This window comes from Bradyrhizobium sp. CCBAU 25338 (assembly GCF_028128965.1).
In the GTDB taxonomy this organism is placed as follows: Bacteria; Pseudomonadota; Alphaproteobacteria; order Rhizobiales; family Xanthobacteraceae; genus Bradyrhizobium; species Bradyrhizobium liaoningense.
In genome coordinates, this window is the sequence record NZ_LFKY01000034.1 from 233,614 (window position 1) to 251,866 (window position 18,253).

Below are 18,253 nucleotides of genomic sequence, written 5' to 3' on the forward strand. Positions count from 1 at the left end.
GGTTCGGTCCTGACGGACCGCCCCGGAATGACCGGGCCTATTGAGGGGAAACGCACATGCCGGTACCGCAACACGTCTTCGAGCCGCCGTTCAACATCATCCGCTCCAGCCACGTCGTGCTCGACGTCACCGATCTGAAGCTGAGCCGCGAGTTCTACGAGACCACCGTCGGCCTGCATGTCGAGGACGCCGACGACAATGTCGTTTACCTGCGCGCGGCCGAGGAGCACCAGCATCACTCGCTCGTCCTGCGCAAGGCGGCTGCGCCGGCCTGCGCGCGGCTCGGCTTCAAGGTCGGCAACGACAAGGATCTCGACAAGGCCGCCGCCTTTCTCTCCGAGAACGGCCTGGCCTACGCCTTCGTCGACCAACCGTTCCAGGGCCGCACGCTGCAATTCACCGATCCCTTCGGCTTCCAGATCGAGCTCTACGCCTCGATGGACCGGCGGCCGCATTTGCTCCGCCGCTACGACCTCTACCGGGGCTGCCATCCGCAGCGGCTCGACCATTTCAACGTCTTCGCTGCCGAAGTGCAGGACACGATGGAATTCTACGCCCGGCTCGGCTTCCGTCTCACCGAATACGCCGAGGAGGACGGCCCGAACGGGCGCATCGCCGCGGCCTGGATGCATCGCAAGGGCAACGTCCATGATTTCGCCATCACCAACGGCAAGGGTCCGCGCCTGCACCATTTCGCCTATTGGACGCCAACGGCGATGAACATCATCCATCTCTGCGACGTCATGGCGACGCAAGGTTTCGTGAAGAACATCGAGCGCGGGCCGGGACGCCACGGCATCTCGAACGCGTTCTTCCTCTATGTGCGCGATCCCGATGGGCACCGGCTCGAACTCTACACCAGCGACTATTTCACGGGGGATCACGACCACGAACCGCTGCGCTGGTCGCTGCGCGATCCGCGCCGCCAGACATTGTGGGGCGCGCCCGCCCCGCGCTCCTGGTTCGAGCAGGGCTCGCCGTTCACGGGCCAGGCCGTGCGCGAGCCGAAATTCGTGGCCGACGTGCTGGTGGCGGATTGATGACGGTTACAGGCGCGGCCTCCCTCCCCGTCGTCCCTGCGAAAGCAGGGACCCATAACCACAGGGTGCGGTTTGGCGGAGTGTGGTCGTTCGGGATCGCCCTCGCGCACTATCGATAGATCACGCGGTATGGGTCCCTGCTTTCGCAGGGACGACAGAGAGATTGCCTATGAAACTCCCTCGCCTCGCCACCTACTCCGTCAATGGTGCAACCCGCTACGGCGCCGTCGTAGACGGCGGCCTCGTCGATCTCTCCGCGCGTTACGGCAAGGACTATCCAACGCTGCGCGAGGTGATCGCGGCCGGAAAGCTCTTGAGCTTTGCCGAAGAGGCTGCCGGCCGCGCACCTGATCACGCGCTCAGCGAGATCACCTGGCTGCCGCCGGTGCCCGCGCCGGAGAAAATCATCTGCATCGGCGTCAACTATCCTGACCGCAACGCCGAGTACAAGGACGGCCAGGACGCGCCGAAATATCCGAGCATGTTCATGCGCTCACCGCGCTCCTTCGTCGGGCACGACACGCCGCTGGTGCGCCCGCGCGCGTCCGCGCAGCTCGACTATGAGGGCGAGATCGTGCTGGTGATCGGCAAGCAAGGCCGGCACATTCCGGAAAGCGCCGCGCTCGATCACATTGCCGCGCTGACGCTCTGTAACGAGGGCTCGGTGCGCGACTGGCTGCGCCACGCCAAGTTCAACGTCACCCAGGGCAAGAACTTCGATTCCAGCGGCAGCCTCGGCCCGTGGCTCGTGCCCTACACATCGGAATCGCAGATTGCGGACATTCGTCTCACCACGCATGTCAACGGCGAACTCAGGCAGGACGATCGCACCAGCCGGTTGATGTTTCCGTTCCGCTATCTCGTGAACTATATCTCGACCTTCGCAACCCTCGTCCCCGGCGATATCATCGTCACGGGCACGCCGACCGGCGCGGGTGCGCGGTTCGATCCGCCGCGGTACCTGAAGCCCGGCGACGTCGTCGAGGTCGAGGCCGAGGGCATCGGCCGCTTGCGCAACGGCGTCGTCGACGAAGCCTGAACAATCATCGAAGTGGAATAGCCAGATGACCACCCTCACCGGCGGCGAAGCGATCGTAAGCGGCCTGGTCGCCCATGGCGTCGACACCGTGTTTGGCCTGCCCGGCGCGCAGGTCTACGGCCTGTTCGACGCCTTCCATCAGGCCCAGCTCAAGGTGATCGGCGCACGGCACGAGCAGGCCTGCGGCTACATGGCATTCGGCTACGCGCGCTCCAGCGGCAGGCCCGGCGTGTTCAGCGTGGTGCCCGGCCCGGGCGTGCTCAATGCCAGCGCGGCACTGCTGACTGCGTTCGGCTGCAACGAGCCGGTGCTGTGCGTGACGGGCCAGGTGCCGACGCAGTTCCTCGGCAAGGGACGCGGCCATCTGCACGAGATGCCGGATCAGCTGGCGACCTTGCGCACCTATGTGAAATGGGCGGACCGGATCGAATATCCCGGCAACGCGCCGACGATCGTGGCGCGCGCGTTCCAGGAGATGATGTCGGGACGGCGCGGCCCTGCCTCGGTGGAGATGCCCTGGGACGTCTTCACCCAGCGCGCGGAGACGGCGGCTGCTCAAGTGCTGGAGCCGCTGCCCGCGCCGCGGCCCGATCCCGACCTGGTCAGGCAGGCGGCCGCACTCATCAAGACCAGCAAGGCACCGATGATCTTCGTCGGCAGCGGCGCGATCGAGGCGGGCGAGGAGATCCTCGAGCTCGCCGAGATGATCGATGCGCCCGTGGTCGCGTTCCGCAGCGGCCGCGGCATCGTCTCGAACGCGCATGAGCTCGGTCTCACCATGGCGGCGGCCTACAGACTGTGGCCGACGACCGATCTGATGATCGCGATCGGCACCCGCGCGGAGCTGCCGGCCTCGGGCTTTCGCTGGCCCTATCAACCGAGTGGACTGAAATCCATTCGGATCGATATCGACCCGGCCGAGATGCGCCGGATCATCTCCGATGCCGCCATCGTCGCCGACGCCAAGGCCGGTACGGCCGATCTCGTCGCGGCCGTGAAGAAAGCCGGCTATGCGCGCACCCGTGGCCGGCGGGAGGCGATCCGCGAGGCGACCGCGACCGCGCAAGCCGAGATCCAGCGCATCCAGCCGCAGATGGCCTATCTCGACATCCTGCGCGAGGTGCTGCCGGCGAATGCGATCGTCACGGATGAACTGTCGCAAGTCGGCTTCGCTTCCTGGTACGGCTTCCCGGTCTACCAGCCGCGCACCTTCATCACCTCGGGCTACCAGGGCACGCTCGGCTCGGGCTTTCCGACCGCGCTCGGCGCAAAAGTCGCCAACCCCGACAAGCCGGTGGTCGCCATCACCGGCGACGGCGGCTTCATGTTCGGCGTGCAGGAGCTTTCGACCGCCGTGCAGTTCAACATCGGCGTGGTGACGCTGGTGTTCAACAACAACGCCTATGGCAACGTCCGCCGCGACCAGCGCGAACGTTTCGACGGCCGCGTGGTGGCATCGGACCTCGTCAATCCGGATTTCGTCAGGCTCGCGGAGTCCTTTGGCGTCAAGGCTGCGCGCGTCACCGCGCCGGATCAGTTCAAGGCCGCGCTGGAGAAGGCACTGGCCCATGGTGGGCCGTATCTGGTCTCGGTCGAGGTGACCAGGGATTCGGAAGTGAGCCCCTGGGCATTCATCCACCCGCCGAAGCCTTGAGCTGAACACCGCCCTGGAGCCGGGCGGCTGCAATCACCAACAGGCCGGCGCCTGCAACCGACCAGCAGGCGACGGGGGCCCAGTGCAGCAGCGGTGCGAAGTCCGGCATCTTCTGCAGGCCGCCCGCGACCGCCGCCATGCGCGCGAAGGTGCCTAGCGCGAGCGCCGAGAACACGAGGCCCGTGACCTTTCCCTCCGCGCCGGTCGAGCCGATCGCAAGCGCGGCCGAGACCGCGCTCATCAGCATGCAGCCCCACGCAGCGCCGGCGAGGAACTGGGCGACGATCAGCGTATTGAGGCTGCCGGCAAGCTCCGCCACGATAATCGCCACCGCACCGAACAGTCCGGCGGCGCCCATCACGATCAGGCCGCCGCGATGCTTGACGACGAGGCTTGCCGGAAACATCGCGATGTTGAAGCCGATCCAGAACACCGGCATCAGCCATTGCAGCTCATCCGGCTTGGCAAAGCGCAGATAGAACGGCGCGCTGTTCATGGCAAAGTGCAGCTGGTAGCCGAGTGCCAGCGCGACCATCGCGACGATGAAGGCGATCGGGACGAGACCAAGCGGTTTGGCCGCCTCGGCCGGCGTCGGCGGCGGGGCGTCGCGCACCACGTCATGCTCGATCCGCGACAGCCCCAGCGCCGTCAGCAGCAGCACCGCGCTCGATATCACGAATGGCAGCCGCGCATCGTGCTCGCGCAGCACCACGCCGAGATAGGGCGATACGGCGCCGGCGACGCCATAGCCCAGCATGGCCAATGCCGCGAGGAACGGCACCTGCGGCCGGGCACGGTATTTGCCGAGCAGGGTCAGCGGTGGCGCACGCAGGGCCGACGACGCGATTGACCAGACCACGATCAGCACGATGAACCAGACCTGCGCGCCGGCACCGATGCCGGCCACGAAGGGGAGCGCGACGAAGGCGGCGCAGGAGATCGCCGCCAGCACGCCGACGAACAGGCCGAGCCGCCCGACGACGGGCGCGAGCTTGTCGGCCGCGATCCCCATCGCGGTATCGGCGATGGTGAAGATCGCCTGGTCCAGCATCAGGATGAGGATCACGGCCGCCGGCGCAAGGCCGACGTCCGCCGCGAGCTTCGGCAGGTAGACGACATAGGTCGTCCAGCCCAGCGTGAACACGAGTTGCAGCACGGCCAGATAGAGCCCCGTGCGCGATGCGCTCGTGCCCGCCCCGGTCGAGACCTGTACAGTCGTCATGTCGCCGCCCCCCTCGCAGAAGCTTAGACGACAGGGGCGCCTCTTGGGAATGCCTCAGAGCACCTTGCGGAAGGTCAAGTTGATGCGCCGCCGTCCGAGCAGCGCGTGCTCTCCGTCGGCGAGCGGCGCCACGCCGTGATAGGTGAGCCTGCTCGGCCCGCCCCAGACCACGACGTCGCCATGGACGAGCCGGAAGCGGCGCGGCTTGTCGCTGCGCGCCAGGCCGCCGAACAGGAAGGTCGCGGGCAGGCCGAGCGAGACCGAGACGATCGGCGCCGAATAGTCCAGCTCGTCCTTGTCCTGGTGCAGCGACAATCGGGTACCTGGCTCGTAGCGGTTGACGAGGCAGGCGTCGGGCGCGAAGCCGGCGAAACCGCCCTGCTCCGCAGCGCGGCGCGCGAGAGCTCGGAACACAGGCGGCATCGCCGGCCATGGCGCGCCGGTGCGCGGATCGACGGGATCGTAGCGATAGCCGGTGTGATCGGTGATCCAGCCGCGCTCGCCGCAATTGGTCATCGCCACCGACATCTGGTAGCCGCCGGGCGTGGTCATCCGCCGGAACGGAGATTGTGCCACGATGGCGCGGACCGCTTCGATCAGCTCGCTCTCGATCGGCTTGACGAAGCCGCGCAGCAGCACGGCGCCGTCGGCGATCTCCTCGCGCAACGGCTGTGCTTCGGCAACATTGTCAAATAGATCACCCGTCAATCGCAGCGCTCATTTGGCATCATGAAAGATCACGCCCAGCGTGTGGCGCCGGCCGGACCTGACGCGGCTGACGCCATGGCGCAGATTAACGCGGTAGGTGCCGCGTGTCCCCTGCACCGGACGGTGATGCACAGCGAAGGCGACCGCATCGCCCTGCGCAAGCGGCACGACCTCGGCGCGGGACTGCATCCGCGGGCGCTGCTCGGTCAGCACGAACTCGCCGCCGGTGAAATCGCGGCCCGGCTCGGAGAGCAGGATCGCGACCTGGAGCGGGAACACGTGCTCGCCATAGAGGTCCTGGTGCAGGCAATTGTAGTCGCCGGCTTCGTATTGCAACAGCAGCGGCGTCGGCCGCGCCTGTCCGGCCTCATGGCAACGCTTCAGAAAGGCCGCATGTTCTCCGGGATAGCGGATGTCGATCCCCATCGCCTCGTTCCAGCGGTTGGCGACGTCCTGCAGATGCGCGTAGAGCGCCGGGCGGAGCTGCGCGATCAGGTCGGGCAGCGGATAGGCGAAGTACTTGTACTCGCCGCGGCCAAAGCCGTGCCGGCCCATGACGATGCGGCTGCGGAAGTGCGCGTCATCGGGATAGAGCGCGACGATGGCGCGGCATTGATCGGGCGTGAGCAGGCCCTTCAGAACGGCGCAGCCCTGGGCGTCGAGCTCGGCAGTGATCTGCGGCCAGCCGAGGGCGTCGACGCGGGCGGCGAGGTCGGGAGCGAAGGATTGGGCTGATTTTCGCGCGGTCATTGTCATAGCAATCACCTTTGCAGCCCAACGTTCACCCCGCCACCCGATTTCCGACTCTCTCCCCGTCATTGCGCAGCGACGCAATCCGGAATCCCTCGGCGGAACCAGTCTGGATTGCTGCGTCGCAAGGGCTCCTCGCAATGACAGCGGAGACGTCAGCCCCGCACCGGCAGCGTCACCACGTCGTAGCCGTGCTTGATCGTGCGCTTCAGCACGGGGTCCTCCAACTCGAAGTCGAAGCGGTCGGCGGGGCGGATGCCGCCCTTGGCGGCGAAGGTGCCGCCGAACATGGCGCAGCCGTCGGGGAAACTTCCGCCCGGAAAGCCGCGCGCGATGAGCTCGGTGACCGGCAGCATCGCGTCGAGCGTGCCTTCCTGGTAGAGCACGCGCTCGCCTTTGATCGTGGCATAGGAGCGCAGGATCATCCTGTCCCAGTGGCCGATGACGTCCTCCAGCTCCCACAGGGTGGAGGCGATGGGCTTGTCGCACATCTGCTTGGATACCGTGACGCTGTAGGCCTCGACCTTGCGGTCGGTGTGGTCGGAGCCGCAGCCGACGAAGATGCGGCCCTGCCAGCCGATCAGCACGAACTCGACCTCGCCACTGGAGTCGCCGCCGGTGCATTCGATGCGGTCTTCCTGGGTCAGTCGCCGCGCCGAAGCGCGATAGTAGATCGGCGTCGAGGCCGGGCGTGCGATGCCGACCGCCTCGAGTTCGGCGATGTGCTTGTCGCGGGCGACGGGATCGCGGCCGGTCCAGCCGGCGATGACCATCTGGTCGATCGCCAGCGTCAGCGGCGTGGTGGTGTCCTGGGCATCGACGGTGAAAGTCAGGTCAAACACGAATGACGGCCTCCATGCCGGCAGCAAGCTCGAAAATGCGACGGTCTGATCCGCCCGTCCCCGCCAGCATCAGGCCGACCGGGACCTCGCCCTCACGATGTGCAGGGATCGAGATGGCGCAGCCATCGATCATGTTGATCAGGGTGCAGTTGCGCAGCGCGCGCAGGTTTTGGGTGGTGAAGGCCTTGTCGTCGGCGAGATCGGCGATCTTCGGCGGCGTGTTGGCGGTGGTCGGCAGCACCAGCGCGTCATAGGACGAAATGCGCGCATTGACGCGGGCGATCAGCGAGCGGCGCTCGTTGAGAAGATCGATGTAATCGGCCGCGCTCTGTGCCTCGCCGCGCATGATGCGCACGGCGACCCTGGGATCATAGACATCGCCTTTCGCCGTGATGAGATAGCGATGCCAGGCATAGCTTTCAGAGGCCGCAAAACCGCCTTTGGCGTTCATCGGGCCGACATCGTGGAACTCCGCCATCTCGATGCGCTCGATGATGGCGCCGTGATCGGCAAGCGTCTTCAGGGCGCGCTCGAAGGTCGTGGCCACTTCCGTGTCGAGGTCGTCAAGCGCGATCGTAGTGGGCACCGCGAGCCGCATGCCCTGGATCGGCCGCGGCTTCAATGCGATGATAGGCTCGTTCGCGAGCACGGCGTCGAGTATGGCACAGCAGCTGACCGATCGTGCCAGAGGGCCGATGCTGTCGAGCGAGAACGAGAGCGGCACGGAGCCGTCGAGCGGCACGCGGCGCTGAGTCGGCTTGTAGCCGACGATGCCGTTGAAGGCAGCCGGAATCCGGCAGGAGCCGCCGGTGTCGGTGCCGAGCGCGCCATGCGCCATGCCGTCCAGCACCGAAACTGCCGCGCCCGAGGAGGAGCCGCCGGGCACATGGCCTTCGGCCCGGTTCCAGACGCCCTTCGGCGTACCGTAATGCGGATTGATGCCGATGCCGGAATAGGCGAACTCGGTCATGTTGGTGCGGCCGATCACGACGAAGCCGGCCCTGCGCAGCCGCGCCACCGTCGCGGCGTCCTGCTCGGCCGGCGGGGAATCGTCGAGCGCGCGCGAGCCGGCGCGCGTCACCTGGCCCTTGATGTCGAAGAGGTCCTTGATCGAGATCGGAATGCCGGCATAGCGCGACGGCGCCGCCTTGGCCTTGCGCAAGCCGTCCATAGCATCGGCCGCCGCCAGCGCGGCGTCCTTGTCGACATGGATGAAGGCGCGCTGGCCTTCGCCGGCGGGATCGGCGATCCTGGCGATGCACGCCTCGACCAGCTTGCGCGAGGTCGTGCGGCCGCTTTCGAGGTCTTCGGCGAGCTTCGCCAGTGTCGGAAAATTGGGCATGTCTGTCTCACGGAATATTGGCGCGCGCAATCTATAGCGCTGGCTCAGTTCGACACAAGCATTGTGCGCATGATGGCATGCATGCGCATTGCTGGACCGTTGACGCACTATAGTCGATTGTCGCATCAAGATCGAAACAGCCAGGCGGGAAGCCTGTCTTTTGGGAGGAGCCCCCAACATGGCCGAACCGCAGCGCGCGCGACCGAAACCGACGCCGGAGACCCAGCATTTCTGGGATGGCACGAAAGTGGGCGAATTGCGCCTGCAGCGCTGCGACGCCTGCGCGCATGTCTACTTTCCGCCACGCCCGTTCTGCCCCTCCTGCGCCTCGCGCAAGGTCAGCATCTTCAAGGCAAGCGGCAAGGGCTTTCTCTACAGCTACGTGATCAACCATCGCCCCGCCGCGCCGGGCTTCACGCCGCCTTACGCCATCGCCGTGGTCGAGCTCGACGAGGGCCCGCGGATGATGAGCAACATCATCGATTGCCCGCAGACGCCGGAGGCGCTCGAGCTCGACATGAAGCTCGAGGTCGCCTTCCAGGAGCTCGACGACAAGATCACCCTCCCCGTCTTCCGTCCGGCAAAGGGGTAAGCGATGCGCAAGAACCAGGTTGCCGTCGTCGGCGCGGCCGAGACCACCGAACTCGGCGTCATCCCCAACGCCTCGCAGCTCCAGCTCCATGCGGACGCCGCACTCAACGCCATTGCGGACGCCGGGCTGAAGCTGTCCGACATCGACGGCTTTGCCACCGCCGTCGAGACGCCGCAGCAGGTCTGCCACTATCTCGGCATCAAGCCGACCTGGGTTGACGGCACCTCGGTCGGCGGCTGCTCGTTCATGCTGCACGTTCGCCATGCCGCCGCGGCGATCGAGGCCGGCCTGTGCAAGACCGTGCTGATCACCCACGCCGAGAGCGGCAAGTCGATGATCGGCAAGCTGCCGCGCTCGACCCCGCCGGACAGCCTCAACGGCCAGTTCGAGGCGCCCTATGGCGTCTACGGTCCGCCCAGCATGTTTCCGATCCCCGTGCTGCGCTTCATGAAGACCTATGGCATCACCCACGAGCAGCTCGCCTCGGTTGCGGTAATGCAGCGGGAGTGGGCGGCGAAGAATCCGCGCGCGATGATGAAGGAGCCGATCACGGTCGCCGACGTGCTCAACTCGCGCATGATCGCCTATCCGTTCCGCCTGCTGCAGTGCTGCCTCGTCACCGACGGCGGTGGCGCGCTGATCCTGACCTCCGCGGACCGCGCCAAGGACTTTCCGCGCAAGCCCGTCTACATCATGGGCACCGGCGAGAGCGTGGAGACGCCGATGGTCAGCCAGATGGAGACGTTCAATTCCTCGCGCGCGTTCAAGGTCGCAGGGCCGCTGGCGTTCAAGGAGGCCGGCATTGCGCATGAGGACGTCGACCATCTCATGATCTACGACGCGTTTGCACACCTGCCCCTGTTTGGGCTCGGCGATCTCGGCTTCATGCCGTACGAGGAAACCGGCCAGTTCATCGCGGACGGCAACACGCGTCCCGGCGGCAAGCTCCCGCTCAATACCAATGGCGGCGGACTGAGCTACATGCATTCGGGCATGTATGGCATGTACGCGCTCCAGGAGAGCATCCGCCAGATGCGCGGCATCGCGCCGGCGCAGGTACCGAACGCGAAGATTTCGGTGTGCCACGGCGTCGGCGGCATGTTCGCCGCAAGCGGCACGATCGTGTTTACGAACGAGAGGTAGTGACTGTCATTCCGGGATGCGCCGAAGGCGCAGGCCCGGAATCCATAACCACAATCGGGAGCATGGATTCTCAGGTGCGCAACCGCGCACCAGAGCTCGCGCCAAGAGGCGCGCCCCGGAATGACGACGGAATTTGGAATGGATAGCGGAGAACCCACATGACGAAATCACTACAAGACAAGGTCATCATCGTCACCGGCGCAGGCCGCGGCATCGGGCGCGAGATCGCACTGCTGTGCGCGGCGGAGGGCGCCAAGGTCGTCGTCAACGATCCCGGCAGCGCCGCGGACGGCGCCGGCGCGAACGCTGCTCCGGCCGAGGAGGTGGTCGAGGAGATCAAGAAGCGCGGCGGCACGGCGGTCGCCAATTTCGAGTCGGTCGCGGAAGCGATCCCCGCCAGCAAGATCGTGAAGACCGCGACCGATCATTTCGGCCGGCTCGACGGCGTCGTCAACAATGCCGGCATCCTGCGCGACATGATCTTCCACAAGATGAGCGTGGAGGCGTTCGAGGCCGTCATCAAGGTGCATCTGATGGGCTCGTTCTACGTCAGCCACGCCGCGGCCCGCGTCTTCCGCGAGCAGGAGTCGGGCTCCTTCGTGCACTTCACCTCGACCTCGGGCCTGATCGGCAATTTCGGCCAGGCCAACTACGCCGCCGCCAAGCTCGGCATCGTCGGGCTCTCCAAGTCCATCGCGCTCGACATGGGCCGCTTCAACGTGCGCTCCAACTGCGTCTCGCCCTTCGCCTGGACCCGCATGATCGGAACCATCCCGACCGAGACCGAGGCCGAGAAGGCGCGTGTCGAGAAGATCAAGCAGATGGGACCCGAGAAGATCGCCCCGCTCTGCGGCTATCTGCTCGGCGATTCCGCCAAGGACGTCACCGGCCAGATCTTCGGCGTGCGCATGAACGAGATCTTCCTGTTCAGCCAGAACCGCCCGATCCGCTCGGTGCAGCGGAGCGAAGGCTGGACGCCGCAGTCGATCGCCGAACACGGCATGCCGGCACTGAAGGGTTCGTTCTACAAGCTCGACCGCTCCGCCGACATCTTCACCTGGGATCCGGTCTAGACGGCTTTCCGGCTATTGCTGCACTGCGATCTCCGGTTGTCCGGCCGGAGATCGCCCGCTTTACGCCCGATTGCGGGCCGATGGTTCGCTCCCAACGAAAAAATCGGGAGGCGACCATGACGACATCCCTGCCCATCACGATCGATGCCCGCGAGCCCGTTCTCGCCCGCCGTACCCTGTTGAAGGGCGCCGCCGCGGTCGCGGCGACGGGCGTGACCATCAGCGCCGCCGGCGCGGCGTCCGTCGCGCCCCTGGGCCAGACAGGCGCGCCGACGATATCGACGGCGCCATTGCCCCTGGGACCGTTGCCGGGCAGCCGCTACCCGGACGCTCACCTGGAATCCGCCAAGAAGGGGCCGCCATCGTTCGGGCCCTCCGGTTTTCCGGCCTTCGCCGGCACGATGGCCGTCGAGCGGGTCGCGACCGGTTTCCGCTGGGCCGAGGGACCGGTGTATTTCGCAGCAGGGCGGTACCTGTTGTTCAGCGACATTCCGAACAACCGCATCATGCGCTTCTCGGAGGACGACGGCCATCTCAGCGTCTACCGGCAGCCATCGATGAACTCGAACGGCAACACCATCGACCGCGAAGGACGCCTGATCACATGCGAGCACAGCGGCCGGCGCGTGACGCGAACCGAACTCGACGGCTCGATCACCGTCATCGCCGACAAGTTCAACGGCAAGCGACTGAACTCGCCGAACGATGCGGTCGTCACTGCCGACGGCGCGATCTGGTTCACGGACCCCGCTTACGGCATCGGCGGCTTTTATGAGGGAATCAAGGCCGAACCCGAGCAGGAGAAGAAGAACGTCTACCGGGTTGACCCGAAGTCCGGAGACGTCAAGGTCGTCGTCGACGATTTCGTGGAACCCAACGGCATCACGATCTCGCCCGACGAGAAGAAGCTCTACGTCTGCGAGACCGGGTTTACGGACGGACCGGACAACCCATCGCATATCCGCGTGTTCGACCTCGACGTGGCAGCGGGGAAGGTATCGAACAGCAAGGTCTTTGCGGACATGCCAAAACCGAGCATCACCGACGGCGTCCGCTGTGACACCGAAGGGCGGGTCTGGTGTTCGGTCGGCTGGGGCGATCCCAACGAAGACGGCGTGCGCTGCTATACGCCGTCAGGCGACTTGCTCGGCAAGATCCATATTCCGGAAACCGTGGCCAACCTGTGCTTCGGCGGACAGCAGCGAAACAGGCTCTATATTTGCGGCTCGACGTCGCTCTATGCGGTCTACACCAGTGTGCAGGGCGCGTTGAAGCCATGACCGGCTAAGCGCGATGCGCTTTGGATGAATCGTCATCGCGCTTTAGGTTGTCGTTCAAGCATGATCTTTTTCGGAAAACCGCTGCGCACTTTTCCGGATCATGCTTTAGCGGGTGGGGTAGCGAGAACGGGCGGCACGCCTTCTACTTGCTATCCCTACCCCGTATTCCGCAACCCCGCCGAGATGCCGTTGATCGTCAGCTGAATGCCGCGCAGCACCTGCTCGTCCGGGTTCTGTGCGCGGTGCTCTTTGAGCAGCTCGACCTGCACGTGGTTGAGCGGGTCGAGATAGGGGAAGCGGTGGCGCACGGAGCGTTCCAGGAGCGGGTTGCCCTGGAGCAGGCGGTCCTGGCCCATGATGTCCAACAGTGTCTCGATGCAGGAATGCCATTCGCGGCGGATGCGGCCGAAGATCTTTTCGCGCAGGGCTTCATCGGGCACGAGCTCGGCATAGCGCGAGGCGATCGCGATCGAGCTCTTCGCCAGCACCATGTCCATGTTCGACAACAGCATGCGGAAGAACGGCCATTCCTGGTAGAGCTCCTTCAGGAACGGCATGCCCTTATCGGGATGCTCGGCGATCCACTGCTCGACCGCGCTGCCGAAGCCGTACCAGCCCGGCAGCATCAGGCGGCATTGCGCCCAGGAGAACACCCAGGGGATGGCGCGAAGGTCCTCGATCGCGCGGGTCTTCTTGCGCGAGGCCGGGCGGCTGCCGATGTTCAGCGTCGCGATCTCGTTGATGACGGTGGAAGCCCAGAAATAGTCGACAAAGCCGTCGGTCTCGTAGACCAGGCCGCGATACGCCTTGAAGGCGAGGCTCGAGAGCTCGTCCATCGCGGTCAGATATTCGCGGCGCGGCGCGCTCTGGCGCGGATGCAGGAGGCTTGCTTCCAGCGTCGCCGCGGCGAGGACCTCCAGATTATTGCGGCCGACTTCGGCGTTGGAATATTTCGACGAGATGATCTCGCCCTGCTCGGTGATGCGGATCTGGCCATTCACGGCGCCGCCGGGCTGCGCGATGATGGCGTCATAGCTCGGCCCGCCGCCGCGGCCAACCGAACCGCCACGGCCGTGGAACAGGCGCAGCCGCACGTGGTGGCGCTCGAACACCTCGACGAGACCGATCTCGGCCTTGTAGAGCTCCCACCCCGAGGTGACGAAGCCGCCGTCCTTGTTCGAGTCGGAATAGCCGAGCATGACCTCCTGCACGCTGCCGCGGCTGTCGACCAGCCGGCGGTAGTCGTGCAGCGACAGCATGCGATCCATGATGCCGGATGAGGCCTGCAGATCTTCGATGGTCTCGAACAGCGGCACGATGTTGATGGCGCTGCGGCCGGAGGGATGGACGAGGCCGACCTCCTTGAGCAGCACGGCCACTTCCAGCAGGTCGGACATGCCCTTGCACATCGAGATGATGCATTGGGGAATGGCGTCCGAGCCGAACTTCGCGTGCGCTTCCGCGGCGGCATGGAACACGTTGAGCTCGCCCATGGTCTCGTCGCTGTACTTGACGAATGGCGAGACCAGCGCGCGCGTTGAGCGCAATTCGTTGGTGAGCAGCGAAATGCGCGCGTCCTCGCCGAGCGCAAGATAGGACATGCCGGGATTGGCGGCGTCCATCAGCTCGGCGATGGTGCGTTCGTGCACGGCCGAGTTCTGGCGGATGTCGAGCCGGGCGAGATGGAAGCCGAAGCAGTCCACCGCGCGGCGCAGCAGCCGCAGCCGGCCGCGGGCGATGACGCGGGCATTGTTGGAGATCAGCGAGCGGTGCAGCACGTCGAGATCGGCCTGCAGCTCCTTGACGCTGGCGTAAGGCGCCGCTTTGCCGACCGGCCGGCGTGTGATCTCGACCTCCAGCATTTCGGCGGTTGCGGTGAGCCGGGCATAGATGCCGGACACCGCGAGACGATAGGGCTCGCCGCTCCGGTGCGGCGAGGTGTCCGGCGAGCGCTCCGCCAGGTTGCGCAGTTCCTCGGAGACATCGGCGAGATGGGCCGCGATCGACAGCTCGGAGCCGAGCACGTGCAGCTCGTTCAGATAGAACTGCATCACCCGGCTCGACTGCAGCCGCAGCGTGCCGCGCATGACGTCGGCGGTGACGAAGGGGTTGCCGTCGCGGTCGCCGCCGATCCAGCTGCCCATGCGCAGGAACGAGGCGAGCTCGCTCGCCACCTGCGCGCCGCCCTCCTCCAGCTTGTCTTCGAGCGCGTTCACCAGCCGCGGCACTTCGCGCAGGAAGGTGTAGTCGTAGAAGGACAGGCCGTTGGCGACCTCGTCGAGCACGGTCAGCTTGGTCCGGCGCAAGAGATTGGTCTGCCACAGCGTCAGCACCTCGCGGCGAAGCTGCTCGTCGCTGGCATCAGCCTCCTCCGCGGTCAACGCGACCCGCTCGCGGCGGTCGAGCAGGCCAGCGACCTCCATCTCGCGGTCCATGGTGCTCTTGCGGCGGACTTCGGTCGGATGCGCGGTCAGCACCGGGCTGACCAGCGCGGTCTTGAAGAAGTTGCGGAGCTGATCGGGACCAATGCCCGCCGCCTTGGCATGCGCCAACGTCTCGGCCAGCACCCCGGCGCCGCCGTTCTTGGCGGCGCTGCGCGCGCGCATCTGGCGGATGTTGTTCTGGTCCTCGGCGATGTTGGCGAGGTGCGAGAAATAGCTGAAGGCACGGACGATCCGCACCGTCTCGGAGATCGACATGCTGTCGAGGATCTGCTCGAGCTCACGGCGGGCGAGCCGGTCCTCGTCGCGGTGGAACCGGATCGAGGTCTGTCGGATGCGTTCGACCAGGTCGAACACGTCGGCGCCCTCCTGGTCGCGCACGGTGTCGCCGAGAATGCGCCCGAGCAGGCGGATGTCGTCCCGCAGCCGCGCGTCGGCCTCCAGCGCCTGGACGTCCTCAGGGCGGTTGGGGCGGGGTTCAGTGCTGTCGGATGGTACGGTCTGGAGGGACATGGCTCGCTCCTTGGTTCGAGCTCGCTTGGATGCCCGGCAACGGCGAGTGTGCGATATTTTTCTGCCGCAGTGCAAGATGAACTTGGTGGCGTCGCGGCAGGGCTGGGGTGATGATCGCGTGTCCCGGACAAGCAGCAACGCCGCAAGCGTTGCTGCGCCGAGCCGGGACCCAGAAGCCACAGAGCACATTGCCGCAACATGGGCCCCGGCTCTGCAGCGCATCACGCCGCGAAGAAGCGGCGCGCTGCGCTGCGTCCGGGGCACGAGAGATTGCTGGAATCTCACCAATGGACATAGTCTCGCGGTCCTCGCGGCCGGTGCGCCCGAGCTTTGCTGTCCGTTTCGCCCTCATCGAAATGAAAGGGCGCAGGGAAGGCCGGGCGCCGGCTGGCACCCAGGGTCCGCACGCGGAAAACGCACGCGGGGTGACCACAGGTGTTGCCGGGACGTCCCGGCCTTCCCTGCGCAATGGTTTTACGGCTTATGGCGTGCTCTCCCCGGGGAGCGATGCACTATTGCCCCCGTCGCCTTGCGGATGACTGATGCGCGCGCCCGGTCGGGCCGCTTCACCACCGCAAGCCTTGACGCACAGACCCCGGGCGTCAGGACCACACGCTTTTGCCGTCCGCGGACGTCTCCTCCCAAACCATTCGGAAGCTCGGGCGTGCTCGCCCCCGACGCCGGAAGAGACGCTGTGACGGCGCCGTGTCGATCGCGCGGATCGCGATGACTCACGGGCCTTGCCCGCCCTGTCACCCCGTCACGCGCCGGCGCCGCCGCGTGCATCGCATCCCGGCCGACGTATCGTGACGATCGCGAAACGCCCTTTGACGGGCCGGGATGTCCTGCTGTTTAACCGAAGTCACGAATTCGGTCAATCAGAATATTTTACACCCCTGCCCGTTGACCTGTATGTGGCGTGTTTCGCCTGTCGGGCAATGCGAGGAATTGTGTGCACGCCCGACCGACTGGGCGCGGCCGCATGTCGGGATGAGGCGACGAGTCGCGCAGATCTCATTCGGGCCAAGGGGCGATTTGCCGTGGACTAGCAACATGCCTCGATCCATCTTATCCTCGCCCCATGAATGACTGCTGTTGCGCTCCACCGCCCTTGAACCTGGGCGGGAACAAGACGCGGGATGCCGCCTACCGGCGGGTGCTCTGGACTGTGCTTGCGATCAACAGCGCGATGTTTGCCGTCGAAGCGGTTGCGGGTCTCGCTGCCGGTTCGGCTTCGCTGCAAGCCGACTCTCTCGACTTCCTCGGGGACGCCGCCAACTACGCCATCAGCCTGCTCGTCGTCGGCATGGCGCTCCGCTATCGAGCGGGCGCCGCGCTTGCGAAGGGCGCCACGATGGCCCTGTTTGGCGTATGGGTCGTGGCGTCTGTCATCTGGCATATCCTCCACGGAACGCTTCCGAGTGCTTTTGCGATGGGCACCGTCGGCGCTGCCGCTCTCGCCGCCAACGCAGCTTCGTTCGGACTGCTTTGGGCTTATCGCCAGGGTGATGCGAACATGCGATCCGCATGGATCTGCACCCGTAACGATGTGTTGGGCAACCTCGCTGTGCTGTTGGCGGCGGCTGGCGTGTTCGGGACCGGCACGGGTTGGCCTGACATCATCGTGGCGACAGTCATGTCGTTGCTCGCGCTCCAAGGGGCGATGGTCGTCGTCCGGCATGCCATCGGAGAGCTGCGGATCGGCCGACTGGCGGCGGCTGAATAGTTGAGCCGCCCGAGTCTCTTTGGATCGAAGGCTGCCATCGTCAGCTTGCGTGACCCGGTCGGCTTCCATCCTGGAAGCCGCTGTGGCGGGGCTGTGTGTGCTGAGGTCAGACACGGGCCCCTAACAGACCATCTTCCGCGACCAGATACGGTCTGCTCACGGAAACCGATCTGAGCGGCGGCATTTTCGGCACGTGCAGGAGCATCATCGACGTTAACCCTGTCGGGCAAATGATTCGCCGCGAGGCGGCAGCCGCCGACAAGTTGCCTTATTGCAGCGGAGAATTTTCAGCGGCACTAACTTAGGTTAGAGGCGCATTATGCTGAGAATGGCGTTGTTGGGCCTCCTGATCCTGCTGAGTGTAGGAATTCTCTCAGCAATGGAGCTGAGAGCTCCACCGCGTCGCTCGGTCACGATCGTCCAGCCGCTTGCCGAGCAAAACGCAGGCATCTCTGCTTCACATGACGCATTGGCGAAGGCCGATCGCCTTGACGTCGTCGTCGCTGTGAGCAGCGAGATGCCGACACAGGCTGCTTTGGTCGAACCCTCCGTTGCTCCGCCAGAAAACATCCATTTCGGTTCGCCCGAGCCGGAAACGATCGCCCGTCATCGGCACCATTCGAAGAAGATCGCGACTGCTGAACGTCCCAAGCCGAAGCCAAAGGCAACCGCTATCAAGCGAACTGCCAATTTCCAGCATTCAAAGGCCGCCAACGATATCGAGCCCTGTCGGCTCAAGGCGTTTGGTGGCTTGCGCAAGGCATTGAATTTGACCGGTTGCGAAATCTGAGGACGCTTCTGGCCCGGCAGATCGAAGTCGACAATCTGAGCGCGTGGTCCGCCGTGGGGCAGAAGCACCATCCGGTTCGATTGGTTGGAGTATCCGGT

The 18,253-nt window shown here is 65.6% G+C and carries 15 protein-coding genes; 9 read left to right on the top strand and 6 right to left on the bottom strand.

Annotation, left to right across the window (positions count from 1 at the left end; translation table 11 throughout):
* The first annotated feature begins 56 nt into the window (after positions 1 to 56).
* From hpaD to ACM42_RS15015, 3 genes are all read left to right on the top strand, one after another.
* On the top strand, positions 57 to 1,040 hold the full coding sequence (gene hpaD / locus ACM42_RS15005; RefSeq protein WP_271528651.1) for a 3,4-dihydroxyphenylacetate 2,3-dioxygenase: 984 nt from the start codon (positions 57 to 59) through the stop codon (positions 1,038 to 1,040).
* Between the two features lie 169 nt (positions 1,041 to 1,209).
* On the top strand, positions 1,210 to 2,079 hold the full coding sequence (locus ACM42_RS15010; protein WP_271528652.1) for a fumarylacetoacetate hydrolase family protein: 870 nt from the start codon (positions 1,210 to 1,212) through the stop codon (positions 2,077 to 2,079).
* A gap of 25 nt (positions 2,080 to 2,104) precedes the next feature.
* A complete protein-coding gene (locus ACM42_RS15015; protein ID WP_271528654.1) occupies positions 2,105 to 3,733 on the top strand; it encodes a thiamine pyrophosphate-dependent enzyme in 1,629 nt (542 codons plus the stop codon).
* Here ACM42_RS15015 and ACM42_RS15020 read toward each other — a convergent pair.
* The 5 genes from ACM42_RS15020 to ACM42_RS15040 form a co-directional block, all read right to left on the bottom strand.
* Positions 3,711 to 4,955 carry an MFS transporter gene (locus ACM42_RS15020; RefSeq protein WP_271528655.1) on the bottom strand — a complete coding sequence of 415 codons (1,245 nt, stop codon included), beginning with the start codon at positions 4,953 to 4,955 and terminating at the stop codon, positions 3,711 to 3,713. The genes ACM42_RS15015 and ACM42_RS15020 overlap by 23 nt on opposite strands.
* A gap of 54 nt (positions 4,956 to 5,009) precedes the next feature.
* Positions 5,010 to 5,663: a DNA oxidative demethylase AlkB gene (gene alkB / locus ACM42_RS15025; RefSeq protein ID WP_271528656.1), complete on the bottom strand. Its 654-nt coding sequence runs from the start codon at positions 5,661 to 5,663 to the stop codon at positions 5,010 to 5,012.
* 9 nt (positions 5,664 to 5,672) lie between these two features.
* Positions 5,673 to 6,419, bottom strand: a complete 747-nt coding sequence (locus ACM42_RS15030; protein ID WP_271528657.1) for a 2OG-Fe(II) oxygenase — start codon at positions 6,417 to 6,419, stop codon at positions 5,673 to 5,675.
* A gap of 149 nt (positions 6,420 to 6,568) precedes the next feature.
* Positions 6,569 to 7,255, bottom strand: a complete 687-nt coding sequence (locus ACM42_RS15035) for a DUF2848 domain-containing protein (protein ID WP_271528658.1) — start codon at positions 7,253 to 7,255, stop codon at positions 6,569 to 6,571.
* Positions 7,248 to 8,597, bottom strand: a complete 1,350-nt coding sequence (locus ACM42_RS15040; protein WP_271528659.1) for an amidase — start codon at positions 8,595 to 8,597, stop codon at positions 7,248 to 7,250. Before ACM42_RS15040 ends, ACM42_RS15035 begins: the two co-directional genes overlap by 8 nt.
* Positions 8,598 to 8,775: 178 nt before the next feature.
* Here ACM42_RS15040 and ACM42_RS15045 point away from each other — a divergent pair, with 178 nt between their 5' ends.
* The 4 genes from ACM42_RS15045 (at position 8,776) to ACM42_RS15060 (ending at position 12,685) form a co-directional block, all read left to right on the top strand.
* Positions 8,776 to 9,189 carry a Zn-ribbon domain-containing OB-fold protein gene (locus ACM42_RS15045; protein WP_271528660.1) on the top strand — a complete coding sequence of 138 codons (414 nt, stop codon included), beginning with the start codon at positions 8,776 to 8,778 and terminating at the stop codon, positions 9,187 to 9,189.
* Between the two features lie 3 nt (positions 9,190 to 9,192).
* Entirely contained in the window at positions 9,193 to 10,332 is a 1,140-nt protein-coding gene (locus tag ACM42_RS15050; RefSeq protein WP_271528661.1) for a thiolase C-terminal domain-containing protein, read from the top strand.
* Between the two features lie 158 nt (positions 10,333 to 10,490).
* Positions 10,491 to 11,405, top strand: a complete 915-nt coding sequence (locus tag ACM42_RS15055) for an SDR family oxidoreductase (protein WP_131867235.1) — start codon at positions 10,491 to 10,493, stop codon at positions 11,403 to 11,405.
* 116 nt (positions 11,406 to 11,521) lie between these two features.
* On the top strand, positions 11,522 to 12,685 hold the full coding sequence (locus ACM42_RS15060; RefSeq protein ID WP_271528662.1) for an SMP-30/gluconolactonase/LRE family protein: 1,164 nt from the start codon (positions 11,522 to 11,524) through the stop codon (positions 12,683 to 12,685).
* Positions 12,686 to 12,840: 155 nt separating this feature from the next.
* Here the strand turns inward: ACM42_RS15060 and ppc are convergent, their stop codons facing one another.
* On the bottom strand, positions 12,841 to 15,639 hold the full coding sequence (ppc, locus tag ACM42_RS15065) for a phosphoenolpyruvate carboxylase (protein ID WP_271528663.1): 2,799 nt from the start codon (positions 15,637 to 15,639) through the stop codon (positions 12,841 to 12,843).
* A gap of 1,081 nt (positions 15,640 to 16,720) precedes the next feature.
* On the opposite strand from ppc, the gene ACM42_RS15070 reads away from it, so the two are divergent.
* Complete coding sequence (locus tag ACM42_RS15070; protein WP_271528664.1) at positions 16,721 to 17,365, top strand: cation transporter; 645 nt, start codon at positions 16,721 to 16,723, stop codon at positions 17,363 to 17,365.
* Between the two features lie 319 nt (positions 17,366 to 17,684).
* A complete protein-coding gene (locus ACM42_RS15075) occupies positions 17,685 to 18,155 on the top strand; it encodes a hypothetical protein (protein WP_271528665.1) in 471 nt (156 codons plus the stop codon).
* Positions 18,156 to 18,253 lie beyond the last annotated feature (98 nt).

Coding starts and splice junctions, on each gene's coding strand:
- hpaD (WP_271528651.1), top strand. CDS start 57: ATGCCGGTACCGCAACACGTCTTCGAGCCGCCGTTCAACATCATCCGC.
- ACM42_RS15010 (WP_271528652.1), top strand. CDS start 1,210: ATGAAACTCCCTCGCCTCGCCACCTACTCCGTCAATGGTGCAACCCGC.
- ACM42_RS15015 (WP_271528654.1), top strand. CDS start 2,105: ATGACCACCCTCACCGGCGGCGAAGCGATCGTAAGCGGCCTGGTCGCC.
- ACM42_RS15020 (WP_271528655.1), bottom strand. CDS start 4,955: ATGACGACTGTACAGGTCTCGACCGGGGCGGGCACGAGCGCATCGCGC.
- ACM42_RS15030 (WP_271528657.1), bottom strand. CDS start 6,419: ATGACAATGACCGCGCGAAAATCAGCCCAATCCTTCGCTCCCGACCTC.
- ACM42_RS15040 (WP_271528659.1), bottom strand. CDS start 8,597: ATGCCCAATTTTCCGACACTGGCGAAGCTCGCCGAAGACCTCGAAAGC.
- ACM42_RS15045 (WP_271528660.1), top strand. CDS start 8,776: ATGGCCGAACCGCAGCGCGCGCGACCGAAACCGACGCCGGAGACCCAG.
- ACM42_RS15050 (WP_271528661.1), top strand. CDS start 9,193: ATGCGCAAGAACCAGGTTGCCGTCGTCGGCGCGGCCGAGACCACCGAA.
- ACM42_RS15055 (WP_131867235.1), top strand. CDS start 10,491: ATGACGAAATCACTACAAGACAAGGTCATCATCGTCACCGGCGCAGGC.
- ACM42_RS15060 (WP_271528662.1), top strand. CDS start 11,522: ATGACGACATCCCTGCCCATCACGATCGATGCCCGCGAGCCCGTTCTC.
- ppc (WP_271528663.1), bottom strand. CDS start 15,639: ATGTCCCTCCAGACCGTACCATCCGACAGCACTGAACCCCGCCCCAAC.
- ACM42_RS15070 (WP_271528664.1), top strand. CDS start 16,721: ATGAATGACTGCTGTTGCGCTCCACCGCCCTTGAACCTGGGCGGGAAC.
- ACM42_RS15075 (WP_271528665.1), top strand. CDS start 17,685: ATGCTGAGAATGGCGTTGTTGGGCCTCCTGATCCTGCTGAGTGTAGGA.